We start from the raw sequence: 13,106 nt of genomic DNA on the forward strand, positions 1-13,106 counted from the left end.
GCTGCTATGCCGCGAATAGCGTCTAGGGCGTAAAAGCGTTGGGGGGACGCGCCTGCATAAATATCGTTCATGATCATTTCCCTGCTCGAGTAAAATACCTAGGCTAAGCTGCGGCTGTTCACCGTACGGTGCGCTTGCACACCAATCCTGACTATTTCTACGCTTTAATGTTTGTCAGAAAAGGTAAATTTTTAGCGCTTTAAGGCGAGATTTGTAACGCCGTCTATAATGCTCAAAACAGATGAAATTTCCCCCCATTTCTCTATAATGCACGCCCGTCCTATCTGGAAAGACAGGCACAGGCACAAAATGCCTAACAACCTTTGTTCTGTCCCATATCACCCGCAAATGGAGTCTCCACTGTGAAAGCACCCGTAAGAGTTACCGTCACCGGCGCCGCTGGCCAAATCAGCTATTCATTACTGTTCCGCATCGCCGCTGGCGATATGTTGGGCAAAGATCAACCAGTAATTCTGCAATTGCTGGAAATCACCCCGGCGCTTAAGGCGCTGCAAGGCGTTGCAATGGAATTGGATGACTGTGCTTTCCCACTGTTAGCCGGCATTGTGACTACCGATGATCCGAACGTTGCTTTCAAAGATACTGATTACGCCCTGTTAGTAGGCGCGCGTCCACGCGGCCCAGGTATGGAGCGTAAAGACTTGTTGGCGGCTAATGCTGCTATCTTCTCGGTGCAAGGTAAAGCCATCAACGACCACGCATCGCGCAACATTAAAGTGTTGGTAGTAGGTAACCCAGCAAACACCAACGCATTGATTGCTCAGCGTAATGCGCCGGATATCAACCCACGTCAGTTCACCGCAATGACTCGTTTGGATCATAACCGTGCATTGTCACAATTGGCGACCAAAACTGGCACCAGCATTAACGACATCACCAAAGCCTTGATTTGGGGTAACCACTCATCGACCCAATATCCAGATCTGCACAACACCTTGGTGAGCGGTAAGCCAGCATTGAGCTTGGTTGATCAAGCATGGTACGAAGGCGATTACATCCCAACCGTACAACAACGCGGTGCTGCAATTATTGCTGCGCGCGGTGCGTCTTCAGCTGCTTCGGCTGCTAACGCTGCGATCAATCACATTCGTGATTGGGCTCTTGGCACTCCAGCTAATGACTGGGTGAGCATGGGCGTATATAGCGATGGTTCTTACGGTATCGAAAAAGGTTTGATTTACTCTTTCCCTGTTGTTTGCAAAAACGGCGACTGGGAAATTGTGCAAGGCTTGGAAATTAACGAATTCTCTCGCGGCAAAATGCAGGTGACTGAGAAAGAGTTACAAGAAGAGCGCGACGCAGTATCTGATTTGTTGCCCGCTTAATAAAACAAACCCAGTTTTTATGCTGGGTTGGTATAGAAAAGCCGTCGTAGTTTTGCTGCGACGGCTTTTTTATTTCGTTACTTCTTATTTATGTCATTACTTTTTGGGTTTTACAAAACGCAAAGTGAATCGATCACTTTCACCAATCGCAAGATATTTTTCTTTGTTGGTTTCACCTTCAGCGAGAACAGGAGGTAATGTCCAAACACCTTTTGGATAATCTTTGGCGTCTTTAGGGTTGTTGTTGATGGGGCTGGTTGCATCCAAAACGAAACCGGCTTTTTTCGCCTCAGCAATGACAAACTCCTCGGGTAGATAGCCCGACATTTTTACGTCTTCAAAGGTTTTGCCTGCCGCCGCTCTGTGATCAACAACACCCAAAACACCACCCGGCTTTAATACTTTGTAAATCTCGGCAAAAAGTTGTCCGTGATTACCTTGCATCGCAAAGTTGTGAACGTTTCTAAATGTGAGAAAAAAATCAGCTGAGTTGGGTTCACCAAAGCTCATACTGCTTTTTGATATTTCCACCACTTTTACTTTGCCGTAATTTTCAGGGTCTGCGGCAAACTTGTCTTTTTGGCTTGTGTCTGGCTTATCTGATTTAAAATTGACAACGGTAAATTGACCAGATTTATTTAAGAAGGGCGCAAGAATTTCTGTATACCACATGCTACCGCCGGGAAATAATTCAATGACATTCGAATTTGGTTTTACGCCAAAAAACATCAAGGTATCAAAAGGGTGGCGGTATTGATCGCGTGCTTTATTTTTATCGCTGCGCCAGCTCCCCGCAATTGTAGTAGCCAGTTGCTCTTGTACGCTCGCGTCTTTACCTGCATACACAGGTGCAGAGGTAAAAAAGGTGAGACTTAATGCAAGCAACGGAGTTGCGAAGCTAAGTTTAGAAAATAATGCTTTCATAGATAATTCCTTGATCGTGCTTGGTTGAATTAAATCTGGTTTAAAGAAGTTTTCGCGAATACTATTTGGGCTGCAAGTCTAATTTGGATATTTGTGAGTCGTGATACTTTGAGCACAAGATTAGGGCGCTGACAGCACCCACCAAAGCCATAAACATATCAGATTGAGTATCCCAAGGATCACCTTGCGTACCCAAAAACTCGTCCGCGCCCTGGCCAAGAGCTAAGGCAGCGGCCCATTCGATAAGTTCATAGGTTGCGCTAATGGCTAAGACTATACAGGCAATAATAAAGGCCAGCATCTTTGCGCCTTTTACGATGTGTTTACGCGATAGGATTTCCCGAGCAACGAGCGCCGGTACAAAACCTTGAAAGAAATGACCAATTTTATCGTAAGGGTTGCGTGATAAATCGAACCATTCTTGCAGCGTGAACCCGAGAGGAACGCGAGCATAAGAATAAGCGCCGCCAAGGATCAACACCAAGGCGTGGACAAAAATGCATAGATATAGAAATGTAGTCAGTGAGAAGTTTTTATAGGTTGCAATGAGAATGGGCAGAGCAATAAAAATGGGAAAAACTTCTAATATCCACGTGGTGCGGTCATAGGGGTGCCAGCCAGACAAAAGTAAGCTTGCGCCCAGCACAATGAGCAGTGACAAAAATAGGTGGGAGCGTGAGTGGGACATTATTCTTCTCAAAACTATGACTTTTGGAGAAGAATAGGGCAATCGAAAGGGGGCAGCAAGCAAGGATATTGAAAGTGTGCCGAGGGAGGTATTTGGGTTATGGAATTCGCAACACACGGCTATAGATATTGGTACATAGGAGTTTGCAACCTTAGCCCAAGGTTGCGTCATTTTTATCCAATATTGATAAGCCCGTAATGAGCGCTACACTTACTGAAAACCTACTAAATCATCTCTATGTCTGATCATTCGAATAAAAATCTGGTTAAGCTCCATATATCTCAGTTGAAGCTGGGGATGTACGTTAGCGAGCTTGATATAAGCTGGCTTGAAACTCATTTTGAGGTTCAGGGGATCTTGATAAGTAGCCAGAAAGATATTGACGCGATCGCGAACTACGCTGTCTTCGTTTGGGTCGATCCACTTAAGGCGGCACCCTTGGTGAAGCAGAGCCTTCTTGGAATTGAGCCAAAAGGAGTCGCTGCGCCAATCAAGCAGCGTACACGGTCAGAACAAAAAGCAATAAAGCCTCGCACCTCCTACGCTAACCTAAAACCTGCAGCGCAAGAGCACCAAATTGCCAGAAATCTTTACGATCAGGGCAAAACTGCAATTAAGAACATTCTTATCAAAGTGGCAGGCAACGATGAGGTGGCGATTGAAGATGCCAGAGCAGTAGTGAATGGCTGCATGGAAAGTGTGATCAGAAATCCAGACGCTCTTATGTGGATGTCCAAAATTCGCGAGCAGGACGAATACACCGCTGAGCACTGTTTAAACGTATGTATTTTGGCTATGGTTTTTGGGCGACATTTGGGTTTATCGGAAACTGAAATTGTGCGGTTAGGTTTGTGTGGTTTGCTGCATGATGTGGGGAAAATGAAGATGCCCAGTGAAATTCTTAACAAACCGGCGAAGCTGAGTGTAGAGGAATTTAATATCATTAAGGCGCATACGTTGAGCGGTTATAATCTCCTTAAAAATTCAGCTCAACTAATTCCCCCTGTGGTGGCGGAGACAGCCAAAAGTCATCATGAGCAAATGGATGGTTCGGGGTATCCTGCCGGAATTATGGCCGGAAATCTTGATGCTATGGTCCGTATGATATCGCTTGTGGATGCCTATGATGCGATGACGTCCAACCGTTGCTATTCAAAAGGTAAAAGCAACACGGAAGCACTTAAATTAATTTATGAGCAAAAAGGCAAGCAGTTTGACGAAGAGCTTGCGTTGGAATTTATTCGTTGTATTGGCATTTATCCTGCTGGCACCTTGGTGCAGCTACTAAATGGTGCGGTGGGAGTCGTTATTGAAATAAATCAGAAGTACCGACATCTTCCCAAAGTCTTAATTGTAAGAGACGCAGAAGGCAACAAGGTTGCTCCCCATATCCTTAACTTAATCGAGATAGAGTCTGGTGAATTAAGCAGCGAGCATTTGGTCCGTTGCACGTTGCAAACGGGCTCATTCGGTATTGATGTGTCGAAATATATTGTTTCATCAAGCAGCTAACCGCAGGCGAACCTGCGGGTCTTTTTCTGCACTTACACTTTAACTAAGCGAGTTCTGCTTCAGTCAGTGCGCGCGCTTCAGTTTCTAACATAACGGGAATACCGTCGCGCACCGGGTAAGCTAACTTGCTGGTTTTACAAACCAGTTCTTGCGTTTCGCTATTGTATTCCAGTGGGGCTTTACTCACTGGGCAAACCAAAATACTCAACAGTTTTTTATCTAACATAGTAACTCACTCAAAATAAATTCAATTGTTTAATTTTATTGCGCTTCAGTCGCTTTTTTTGCGTACTTAACAATATTGCCCGCTACTGATTTATCTGCAGCAATATTCAGCAAGGTCTGGGTAAACTCTGGCTTTTTAGAGCGGCCCAAAATTTTACACAACCAAGCCGCAGCATCTGTTTCTTGGCTGGTTTTTGCTGTTTTATATAAGCCTAACAAGGTTTGATGCGCTGCATGCAATAGCTCCTCATCTTGTTGATATCGTTCGGATGTAACGCGCGCGCCGCGCTCAATTAATTGAGGGTAGCTAGACTTCAACATGTTTAGGGTGCGTAGACGCTCTAGATCTTTTTCGGTTGCAGCATTTTGATTGTTTTGGCTAATTACCGGGTTGTAGTTTGCAAATTGAGTTAACTTTACTCGCGCAGAGCGCGCATATTTTGCTAATTTTTTTGTGCTCTTATCTTGTTCATATTGCTGCAATGCCGCATCGTATTTCGGCAATCCTGATAATCCCAGTGCGGTTGCTAAATTCGCACTCAATTCTGCCCCCTCTTTTGAAACGTCGGTCTTTGTTGTTTCTAAGCGTTGCGCAATTTGGTCAAACAAGGACTCGTCACTGATTCCTGACCACTCTAATTTATCTGTGGCTTTTTTGACTTGATATTGGTCACCCGCAAAATCATTTTTGAGGTTGCTGATTTCATCCGACAAGCCGCCTGCGTATGCAGACACCGAGAAGCTCAGTACTGCCAAGGATAACAAACGGTAAGCTACATTTTTTTTCATGACATTTCCTTTCTATTGATTAAATTGTTAATTTTCGATAACGACAATATCGCCTACTAAGGTAACGCTGGACATCAACATGCCTGACGCACATTTGAATGTTTCTTGGCTGCTGGTGGGATTATTCATGTAGTTTGAACGAATGTTAACTACTGCATTAGCTCCTAAGCTTTGTGCCTTTTCTTTCAGCTCTTTCATTACCGTTAAAAATACCCAGTTGCAGGCTTCACGATCGGATTTATTGGCGCCGTTCGTTTTGCGTTGATAGCTGGTTTCGGTTATTTCTCGTTTTACAGCAGGATGCGATTGATCGCCAAAATAAAATTTAACTCTGTCTCCCAAAATATTTTTGGCGTCTTGAGATGCCATAACTTCTTGAATTGAAAAGTCTTCTACACGGTCACGTGCCATCGCGGCATCAACTGTTGTACACAGCACAATTGTGCTTAGCCATTTCACCAATTTCATGTGTTTCCCTCGCTGCTATTAAGGTTGATTCAAAATTAAACGGCTAGCAAAAACATCAGCCCCCGCTGTTTTAACAGTAACTTCATAAATGGCGCCTGAATCGGATGCCATAAGTGCTTCGGCCACAATATCTATTTCCAGTGGTAATGGAAGAGACTCCGTGGCCCATTGGGCATTTTTCACTGCGCCTATGTAAGCGGCGCGTTTCTCGCCCAAGCCGGTTTGTAACAATCCCGCGTGAACTGCGGCCGCCTGTGCAGCATATTCAATAAAAATCGCCGGGTTTACAGCGTGGGAATCAATCAATGCATTGCAACCAGCCACTAAGTGGCTGCGGCAATGAATGCGCTGATTGTCCCATGAAACGACATCGTCTAGCACCACCATGCCATCGCCATGAGGGATAAGTTGTTTAATGTCTATCGACATGAACGTACCTCAAGCCCAATGCTCTGACCGTCCATTTTGCAAAAACCTAGGATAGCCGAGGCATCTGCAGCCAATAGCTCTAACAATGGTAGGGCTCGTGCCGCTGGGTTAGCTTTTCTTAGCGATTCCAGTACCTCTTGCCGGGAGATAGTGTCTTCCCTCGCTACCAACTCTGGACGTAAAGTGATGCTCGCTATACTGGCTTCTGTTTGGAATGGTTGTATGAGTAGCGCCATCCCAAATGCTTCAGTGATTGGTCGTTTTTGTTGCAAAGGTTCAGGCGGGCGAATGTCGTAACACACCAAAAGGCTCGGTTGATTTTCGCTTAAGGTCATAGTGATTGTCGGCCACAAGCCCATTATAAAGCTGTCATCATGAGCCGAGATGCTCGTGGAAGGCGCGCGGTTATGGGTTGCAATACTCCAGTATCCAGCTGCGGAATTGTGTACTGAATTATGAAATTGCGTTGGTGATACCAAGCGCTCAGGCTCGCAGAGTGCACGACAAATTTGATCGATGATTGGGTAATCTCCGCCAGACGTTGCAAACACATTAAAACACTGGCTTAAATCGGCTGTGCAATTCGTCATTAAATCTTCTGCCACGCGGAAAGCCATGCGTACCAACTCTGTGGCTCGCCGCGCTTCATTGGGTGGCAATTGTAAGGGTTTGTATTTTTCGAGCTCGCTGTACTGGTAGATTTCATCGCCTGCTAAAACCGCACGACTCTTGCTCCAGCCTTGCAACCCTGGCGCTACTACGCTCACCGCATCCACATAGACTTTCATATTAGGTTCCCAAGACTAAACTGCAATTACTGCCACCAAAACCAAATGAGTTGCTCAGTACGCGCTGAAGTGATTTAGCTTTTCCTTCGCGAGCTATGGCTAGATCGGCAACCGGATCGAGATTTTGCAAATGCAAGTTACCCGGAATATAGCTTTGCTCAATTGCTAACAAACTCAGGGCTACTTCAACGATACCGGCAGCACCGAGCGTGTGTCCGGTCCAGCCTTTTGTTGAGCTGGCGGGCGTCTGCGAGCCAAAAACCGCGTGTACGGCCTTAGACTCGGCGCTGTCGTTGGCTTGAGTGCCGGTGCCGTGCAAGTTAATGTAATGAATATCTGCCGCAGAAAGCCCCGCTCGTGCTAATGCAGCGCGCATGGCTAATTGCGCGCCTTCGCCTTCAGGGTGCGGTGATGACATGTGGTAGGCGTCACCACTTTCGCCATAGCCCAGCAGGTAATGTGGAGCTTCTTCAACATCTTTTTCCAGGAATGCGAACCCACCGGCTTCGCCAATTGAAATACCCGCTCGATTGACATCGAAGGGCGCGCAGGGGGTAGGGGAGAGCAATTGTAGGGCATTAAAGCCATACAGGGTGGTTAAACAAAGTGTATCTACTCCGCCTACGATGGCTGCATCGCATAAGCCCGCTTGTATATATCGCTGCGCCGATGCAAATACTTTTGCGCTGGATGAGCAAGCTGTTGAAATAGCAATGGCTGGCCCTGTTGTTTGAAATACGGCGCGAACAAAATCCACTAACGAAAACGCGTTATGCGTTTTTTGGTAGTTGTACCACTCGGGTAAGACTTCGCGCGATTCAAAATAGGCAAGTTCCGTTTGGTGAATTCCTGATGTACTAGACCCCAAAAATATACCCACACGCGAGGCGCCAATGCGTTGAATTTTTTGTTGGATATTCGCTAAAAAATTATCTTGATTGAGTGCCAACCACGCCAAGCGGTTGTTGCGGCAATCGTAATCTTGCAAGTGGCCGCTTATCGGGGTTTCAAGAGCGGCCATTTGGCCAACCCAAGTGGACAAGTCTCTAATATCTTCAAACATGCAAGGCTGTAACCCTGAACGCTGTTCACGAATTGCTTGCCAGTTAGCTGCCTTACCTGAACCAATGCAGGTGCTCAGCGTATAGTCAGTAATACTAAGAGGCGTCATGCTGCCAGAAATCATAAAAATTAAACCAATTGTATGGGTGCATTTGCACGTGCGTTTGTAACTGTTCTACATAATTATGTAAGGCTAGTTCAACGAGGCGCGGTCGGTCTTTGCGTGAAGCATCGATAAAGGACCGCTCCAACGGTTGGAAAAAAATATCGTAACGGTTAGGCGAAGAAAATAAACCGAAACAGCTAATAACGGGTACCTTGAGCAGCGCAGCAACTTCCCAGGTTGTTAATGGAAAGTTTGCTAGCTCACCCAGAAAATTAACCGGCAAGGTTCGCTTGGAACCAAATTGGCGATCTGCCATTAGGCCAACATAGCCACCTTGGTTAATGACTTCCTGTAACTTCAGAACCAGCTCTGGCCCCGGGGTGCGCGCATCAATAATTCGCGAGGCTAATTCGGGGTCCAAGGCTTGCAAAAAACTCATCGACTTTGAGTTGTGCTCTATGTCGAGCACTGGGTAAACCTCGACTCTATCGCCTAGATCGCGTGCCGCTAGCGCTCGCATCACATCAAAACTACCCACGTGGGATACAGCTAAAATAGCGCCCGTATTTTGTCGCTCTGTAAAAATCTGTTCGCCGTGTAGATGAAAATCAAAACCGGAAAATCGTTTGGAAAGAAAAAAAATTCTATCGACAGATACTTGTGCGAAAGTGAATAGATGCCGATAACAGTCGCGCCAATTTGGTTCGCGATGTAACACTTTGCGCAAATATTTTATCGAGTGCATGCGCGCTGATTTCGCCACGAGAAAAAAATAAGCCACGATAAATGGTAGAAGTAATCTTACGGTTCTGCGACCAAATAAAAGTGCAATACCGATCAGTAACCGCATAAAAAAACGGTTGCCATTTTCTTCTTGCTTCTGCCAATGTGCTGTCATCGATAACCTGTTTTGAACAACCAAGCCTTATTAACAGCCCGTGGTTTTTAGCAACAAAGTACCCTTAAATAAATCGATACCCTGGTGTGTTGCAACCACACTGAGCTGCGTCGCCGTAACTTTTGCGGCTATTTGTAATTCATGGCCTGGCAACACAGGCGCTAAAAATTTAATTTGTTTTATCCCTGCTAAGGTCATTGCATATTGGTCCTTTAGCAGCTCGCCAAGCCAACACATAAGCAAAGCGCCGGGCACCAAAGGATTATCTGGAAAATGATCCTTGTAACAGGCATGCGCGGGCGGAATCGGTAACACAAAAGAAAAATTTTCCATAAATGTAACTACCCCTGTAACTCCAGCCAGAGCTGCTGAAGGCTGGCCTGCGTTATTTTTCCGGTCTCATTACGCGGTAGGGCGGTTACTTTGCGCAGTGGGCGCGGAAGAAAGACTGCATCTACCTGCGTGGCCATTTCGGTGAGAATAGTTTTTTCGTCTAACTCACTCACAATCAAGGCTGCAGGTCGCACTTCGCCCTGCTGATTTTCCGGTAAAAAAACAACGGCGTCTTGTACGCCTTTTATCCGTAATATTTGCGTATTGAGATAAGCTAAGGAAGTACGTTTTCCAGCAACGTTAATCGTATCAGTATGACGACCTGCTAATAAAAAATGCGCAGGTGAAGTTAAACTTAAATTATCCTGCAACACAAAGCTGCCGTTTAAATGCGGTGCGCTAGCGTGAATTCCATCGCCAGCATTGGAGAGCTCGAATCCCGTTAACAGAGACCATTCCGATGTAGCGGTTGTTCTGCGCAGCGCCATGCTTCCCACTTCTGTGCAGCCGTATATTTCATGCAAACTCGCACCAAAAGCTAACTCGCAATGTTGAGCAAGCTCGATATCCAAAGGCGCGGTTGCGCAAATAATTCCGCGTAATTTTGGCAAACTGAGTTCCGCATTAATAAGTGCGCGTAAATGCAACGGCGAACTTACCAATACGACGGGATTAGGGTTGGTTTCGATACGTCCTTGAATGTCTTTTGGAAAAAACGGCCGACTGCTATCCAGTAAAAAGTTAGCTTGCAGCGGCATCATTATGGTGGTTTCAAGGCCATACATATGTTGAGAGGGAACTGTTGCCAGAATACACGCAGGCTCATGGTCGTAGTGCAGCCCATCGCCCAGTAATCGAGCCGTTGCAGCTAAAGTGCCCCAATGTTTTACGTAGGGTTTTGATTGGCCGGTGCTTCCAGAGGTAAATGCAATTGCTGCAATATGCATTGCATTTATTTCCGGTGATTCAATTGCAACAACGGATGACGAAGGCGTTTCTAGTAACAAGCGAAGCGAATTGTCGTCATGCACCTGTGTGTTGCTATAGCTGGTTTGAAGTTCGCTTATCGTTGCGGGTAATTTATTGGGAGGCAGTAAATTGGTTGCGCCGCTAACTAATGTCGCGCAGAAAAGAACAAGAAATTGATATCGGTCTTCACACAAATTGACGATGTATGACGCGGAGTGAATTTTCGTTGCGACTTGAGTAACGTCAGCTAAAAAATTAGCCTGAGTAATATTCGCATCTCCACGGCGAACAATTACGCGGCTGGGAACGTAATTCGCCAGCAACGGAATTTTCTCGTTTTGATCCAGAGGTTTCAGCGTCATAATTATTTTCGTGTAAATGACCCTGCAATTATCTGCAAGTAGTCAAAGAAACTCGGGTGGTTATGTTCAGGAAAGCGGTGCTTGCGCCACCAGAACTCTCCGGTAAATAAAATACCAACCGCTATGTAATTGAAAACATTGGTAAACAGCGACCACAATTCCTTTTTACCCAAGAAGGTAAGAAAAATTGCTTCGACGGTCATGATTGCAAAAATAACGCACCAGAGTTGCGTCAGTCGCCGGGTATAGTGGCGCATCGCTGGTGACAATGGACCGCGTGCACGCTCTCCAATATCTGTTATGAGAGGCTCTTGGTTGGGCAATAGCGTTTTTCCAAAATAAATCAGGAGCGTGAGCGGGATTAATACCGGGGGTAAGTAGAGTAAAAATAGCGTTAAATTAAAATACCCAAGCAGTAAAATCGAAGACACTAAACTCACATAGGCTAGCCAGGCGCGAAAATTCCTATTCAATAACGCGGGCATGAAAATTCCCGTCCAAAACAGCGCCACGGCAACAAGTTGCAAGAACGGCAACTCCAAAATAATGGAGCCATGTATGAGAATTGGGTACATGGCTACACTCAGTATAATGAGCGCTTTTTTAGGCACGATTAGCTTGAATATAATCGCTTAAACTGCGAAGGCTTCTAAAAATGGAGCGGTTATTTTGGTCATCGGCTTTTAGCTGCACTTTATATTGCTTTGCAATGGCTAAGGAAATTTCGAGTGCGTCTATCGAGTCTAAGCCCAAGCTATTGGTATCACTTGGGTCGAATAGCGGTGCCTCTGGATTGATACTCACCGCGTCAACGTCTTCCAAATCTAAGGCCGCCACCAAAAGGGCGGCGAGTTCTTGTTCAGGTACTGATTGCACTGGTATCTCCTTAAATTATTTCGGTTTGACACCGGTGTATTCACTGAAAATTCCCAGAACCGCATTGCGCTTGGCATTTTCCAAGCCCACAGATTGAAGAGTGTCAACAATGGTGGCGGGGGGCACGCATTGCTCGATGGTATCCCAGTAGTAACGCATCAGGACTTTGCTATCCGCGCTGCGACGGAAAATACGCGCTAGATTAGGCACAATAGTTTTCAAGTAGAACTTCAAAAACAACGTAGCTAGGGCGCCTTGCGGTTTGGTGATTTCTAACAACAATATTTTTCCACCGGGTTTGAGTACACGTTGATATTCTTTGAATGCTTCTTTCAGGTCAGCTACGTGGCGAAGCGCAAAGCCCATGGTTAAGTAATCGAAAGTGCCATCGGGAAAAGGAAGAGCTTCGCCCAAGCCCTGTGAAGCACGTTTGACGCCCAGCTTCACTGCTTGGCTTAACATGCCTTTACTAGGGTCAAGCGCGACAACCAAACCATCGTCACCAACAATGTGTTGAGCGTGCCAAGAAACAACACCTGTGCCGGCGCCCACATCGAGAACCCAATCACCCGCTTTTACACCCGCGCGCTCAAGCGCTTGACGGCGGTACATGCGACCTGAGCCGAAACTCATTACGTCCGTAATCCAATCGTAGTGCTCGGCGGAAGAATCAAACATTTGATCCACTCGGCTACGACGCTCCTCTTTCTTGCCATAGTACTCTGGCAATACGGGATGCGGGGCTAGGGGGGGGTGTTCGCTGCTCGACATGTTGTTATCTCCTGAAAAATTAGCCGCGTACTTTAAGGTAGCCGAGGCGAGGATGCAAGGTTGCGCGCCTGTAGCCTTGGCGCGCCAAAGATTTTGGCACTATAATCGCGCCACTTGATTATGACGTCAAAAAACGCATAGAACATAACAAAATTTTGCAGCGCAATTTAATGGAAACTATTTCAGGAACTGCTGATATCACTTGCCTTTACAGTGATGAACCTGCCGCTTACCCAACTCTAGGCCAAGTTATCTTTCGCCGGGATCGGGGTGCTGCTGTATCTCTGTCTCAATCACATCATTCGATAGATTCGCACTTGGTGTTTTTGCACGGTTCAGCCCGTGCGGAATACTTTTTGACCGAAGAGATCTGCTTGGAAGGCCAGGCTGACGGGTTAGTTTGGTGCGGGGACGAGAACAACCTACTTATTTCCTTGGCATTTACTGAGGATATGCACGGCGGCATATTAACCGCGACGCAAGTGGCTTACACACGTCTTCTTGGTCGGATTGCTCAACTGGGATACCCGCATTTGGTGAGAGTGTGGAATTATTTTGCC

General features: G+C 46.2%; 17 protein-coding genes. 3 read left to right on the forward strand and 14 right to left on the reverse strand.

The window, feature by feature from the left end; all coding sequences use genetic code 11:
- The first annotated feature begins 362 nt into the window (after nucleotides 1–362).
- On the forward strand, nucleotides 363–1,346 hold the full coding sequence (locus tag U1F02_RS15475) for a malate dehydrogenase (protein ID WP_409991308.1): 984 nt from the start codon (nucleotides 363–365) through the stop codon (nucleotides 1,344–1,346).
- Between the two features lie 96 nt (nucleotides 1,347–1,442).
- Here U1F02_RS15475 and U1F02_RS15480 read toward each other — a convergent pair whose 3' ends face one another.
- Both U1F02_RS15480 and U1F02_RS15485 read right to left on the reverse strand, forming a co-directional pair.
- Nucleotides 1,443–2,270, reverse strand: coding sequence for a class I SAM-dependent methyltransferase (locus U1F02_RS15480; RefSeq protein WP_409991309.1), 828 nt, complete (start codon nucleotides 2,268–2,270; stop codon nucleotides 1,443–1,445).
- A 61-nt stretch (nucleotides 2,271–2,331) separates the two neighbouring features.
- Nucleotides 2,332–2,958: a DUF2238 domain-containing protein gene (locus U1F02_RS15485; RefSeq protein ID WP_409991310.1), complete on the reverse strand. Its 627-nt coding sequence runs from the start codon at nucleotides 2,956–2,958 to the stop codon at nucleotides 2,332–2,334.
- A 237-nt stretch (nucleotides 2,959–3,195) separates the two neighbouring features.
- Between U1F02_RS15485 and U1F02_RS15490 the strand changes: the two genes are divergently transcribed.
- The gene (locus U1F02_RS15490; RefSeq protein WP_409991311.1) at nucleotides 3,196–4,470 is read left to right on the forward strand and encodes an HD-GYP domain-containing protein; all 1,275 of its coding nucleotides are present in this window, start codon (nucleotides 3,196–3,198) and stop codon (nucleotides 4,468–4,470) included.
- 43 nt (nucleotides 4,471–4,513) lie between these two features.
- On the opposite strand, the gene U1F02_RS15495 is transcribed toward U1F02_RS15490, so the two are convergent.
- The 12 genes from U1F02_RS15495 to U1F02_RS15550 all read right to left on the reverse strand — a co-directional run bounded on the left by U1F02_RS15495 (nucleotide 4,514) and on the right by U1F02_RS15550 (nucleotide 12,546).
- Nucleotides 4,514–4,696 (reverse strand): Trm112 family protein, encoded by a 183-nt coding sequence (locus U1F02_RS15495; protein WP_409991312.1) that lies wholly within the window; start codon nucleotides 4,694–4,696, stop codon nucleotides 4,514–4,516.
- Between the two features lie 35 nt (nucleotides 4,697–4,731).
- Nucleotides 4,732–5,484: a hypothetical protein gene (locus tag U1F02_RS15500; protein ID WP_409991313.1), complete on the reverse strand. Its 753-nt coding sequence runs from the start codon at nucleotides 5,482–5,484 to the stop codon at nucleotides 4,732–4,734.
- A 27-nt stretch (nucleotides 5,485–5,511) separates the two neighbouring features.
- The gene (locus U1F02_RS15505) at nucleotides 5,512–5,952 is read right to left on the reverse strand and encodes an excinuclease ABC subunit A (RefSeq protein ID WP_409991314.1); all 441 of its coding nucleotides are present in this window, start codon (nucleotides 5,950–5,952) and stop codon (nucleotides 5,512–5,514) included.
- An 18-nt stretch (nucleotides 5,953–5,970) separates the two neighbouring features.
- Complete coding sequence (locus tag U1F02_RS15510) at nucleotides 5,971–6,381, reverse strand: hypothetical protein (protein ID WP_409991315.1); 411 nt, start codon at nucleotides 6,379–6,381, stop codon at nucleotides 5,971–5,973.
- A complete protein-coding gene (locus tag U1F02_RS15515) occupies nucleotides 6,372–7,169 on the reverse strand; it encodes a beta-ketoacyl synthase chain length factor (RefSeq protein WP_409991316.1) in 798 nt (265 codons plus the stop codon). The genes U1F02_RS15510 and U1F02_RS15515 overlap by 10 nt, the downstream gene beginning before the upstream one ends.
- A gap of 1 nt (nucleotide 7,170) precedes the next feature.
- Nucleotides 7,171–8,340: a beta-ketoacyl-[acyl-carrier-protein] synthase family protein gene (locus tag U1F02_RS15520; protein ID WP_409991317.1), complete on the reverse strand. Its 1,170-nt coding sequence runs from the start codon at nucleotides 8,338–8,340 to the stop codon at nucleotides 7,171–7,173.
- Nucleotides 8,327–9,235, reverse strand: a complete 909-nt coding sequence (locus tag U1F02_RS15525; RefSeq protein ID WP_409991318.1) for a hypothetical protein — start codon at nucleotides 9,233–9,235, stop codon at nucleotides 8,327–8,329. Before U1F02_RS15525 ends, U1F02_RS15520 begins: the two co-directional genes overlap by 14 nt.
- Nucleotides 9,236–9,265: 30 nt before the next feature.
- Nucleotides 9,266–9,568, reverse strand: coding sequence for a hypothetical protein (locus U1F02_RS15530; protein WP_409991319.1), 303 nt, complete (start codon nucleotides 9,566–9,568; stop codon nucleotides 9,266–9,268).
- 8 nt (nucleotides 9,569–9,576) lie between these two features.
- Nucleotides 9,577–10,899 (reverse strand): AMP-binding protein, encoded by a 1,323-nt coding sequence (locus U1F02_RS15535; protein ID WP_409991320.1) that lies wholly within the window; start codon nucleotides 10,897–10,899, stop codon nucleotides 9,577–9,579.
- Between the two features lie 2 nt (nucleotides 10,900–10,901).
- Entirely contained in the window at nucleotides 10,902–11,426 is a 525-nt protein-coding gene (locus U1F02_RS15540) for a hypothetical protein (protein ID WP_409991321.1), read from the reverse strand.
- Nucleotides 11,427–11,502: 76 nt separating this feature from the next.
- Nucleotides 11,503–11,775: a phosphopantetheine-binding protein gene (locus tag U1F02_RS15545; protein WP_409991322.1), complete on the reverse strand. Its 273-nt coding sequence runs from the start codon at nucleotides 11,773–11,775 to the stop codon at nucleotides 11,503–11,505.
- Nucleotides 11,776–11,790: 15 nt separating this feature from the next.
- Nucleotides 11,791–12,546: a class I SAM-dependent methyltransferase gene (locus tag U1F02_RS15550; RefSeq protein ID WP_409991323.1), complete on the reverse strand. Its 756-nt coding sequence runs from the start codon at nucleotides 12,544–12,546 to the stop codon at nucleotides 11,791–11,793.
- Between the two features lie 170 nt (nucleotides 12,547–12,716).
- Here U1F02_RS15550 and U1F02_RS15555 point away from each other — a divergent pair.
- Nucleotides 12,717–13,106: hypothetical protein (locus U1F02_RS15555; RefSeq protein ID WP_409991324.1), on the forward strand; the 390-nt coding region annotated here is incomplete at its 3' end.

The organism is Cellvibrio sp. (assembly GCF_046347455.1).
GTDB lineage: Bacteria > Pseudomonadota > Gammaproteobacteria > Pseudomonadales > Cellvibrionaceae > Cellvibrio.

Bases quoted from the DNA above. Each gene is read 5' to 3' on its own strand.
- U1F02_RS15480 (WP_409991309.1), bottom strand. From the start codon at position 2,270: ATGAAAGCATTATTTTCTAAACTTAGCTTCGCAACTCCGTTGCTTGCA.
- U1F02_RS15485 (WP_409991310.1), bottom strand. From the start codon at position 2,958: ATGTCCCACTCACGCTCCCACCTATTTTTGTCACTGCTCATTGTGCTG.
- U1F02_RS15490 (WP_409991311.1), top strand. From the start codon at position 3,196: ATGTCTGATCATTCGAATAAAAATCTGGTTAAGCTCCATATATCTCAG.
- U1F02_RS15495 (WP_409991312.1), bottom strand. From the start codon at position 4,696: ATGTTAGATAAAAAACTGTTGAGTATTTTGGTTTGCCCAGTGAGTAAA.
- U1F02_RS15500 (WP_409991313.1), bottom strand. From the start codon at position 5,484: ATGAAAAAAAATGTAGCTTACCGTTTGTTATCCTTGGCAGTACTGAGC.
- U1F02_RS15505 (WP_409991314.1), bottom strand. From the start codon at position 5,952: ATGAAATTGGTGAAATGGCTAAGCACAATTGTGCTGTGTACAACAGTT.
- U1F02_RS15510 (WP_409991315.1), bottom strand. From the start codon at position 6,381: ATGTCGATAGACATTAAACAACTTATCCCTCATGGCGATGGCATGGTG.
- U1F02_RS15515 (WP_409991316.1), bottom strand. From the start codon at position 7,169: ATGAAAGTCTATGTGGATGCGGTGAGCGTAGTAGCGCCAGGGTTGCAA.
- U1F02_RS15520 (WP_409991317.1), bottom strand. From the start codon at position 8,340: ATGACGCCTCTTAGTATTACTGACTATACGCTGAGCACCTGCATTGGT.
- U1F02_RS15525 (WP_409991318.1), bottom strand. From the start codon at position 9,235: ATGACAGCACATTGGCAGAAGCAAGAAGAAAATGGCAACCGTTTTTTT.
- U1F02_RS15530 (WP_409991319.1), bottom strand. From the start codon at position 9,568: ATGGAAAATTTTTCTTTTGTGTTACCGATTCCGCCCGCGCATGCCTGT.
- U1F02_RS15535 (WP_409991320.1), bottom strand. From the start codon at position 10,899: ATGACGCTGAAACCTCTGGATCAAAACGAGAAAATTCCGTTGCTGGCG.
- U1F02_RS15550 (WP_409991323.1), bottom strand. From the start codon at position 12,546: ATGTCGAGCAGCGAACACCCCCCCCTAGCCCCGCATCCCGTATTGCCA.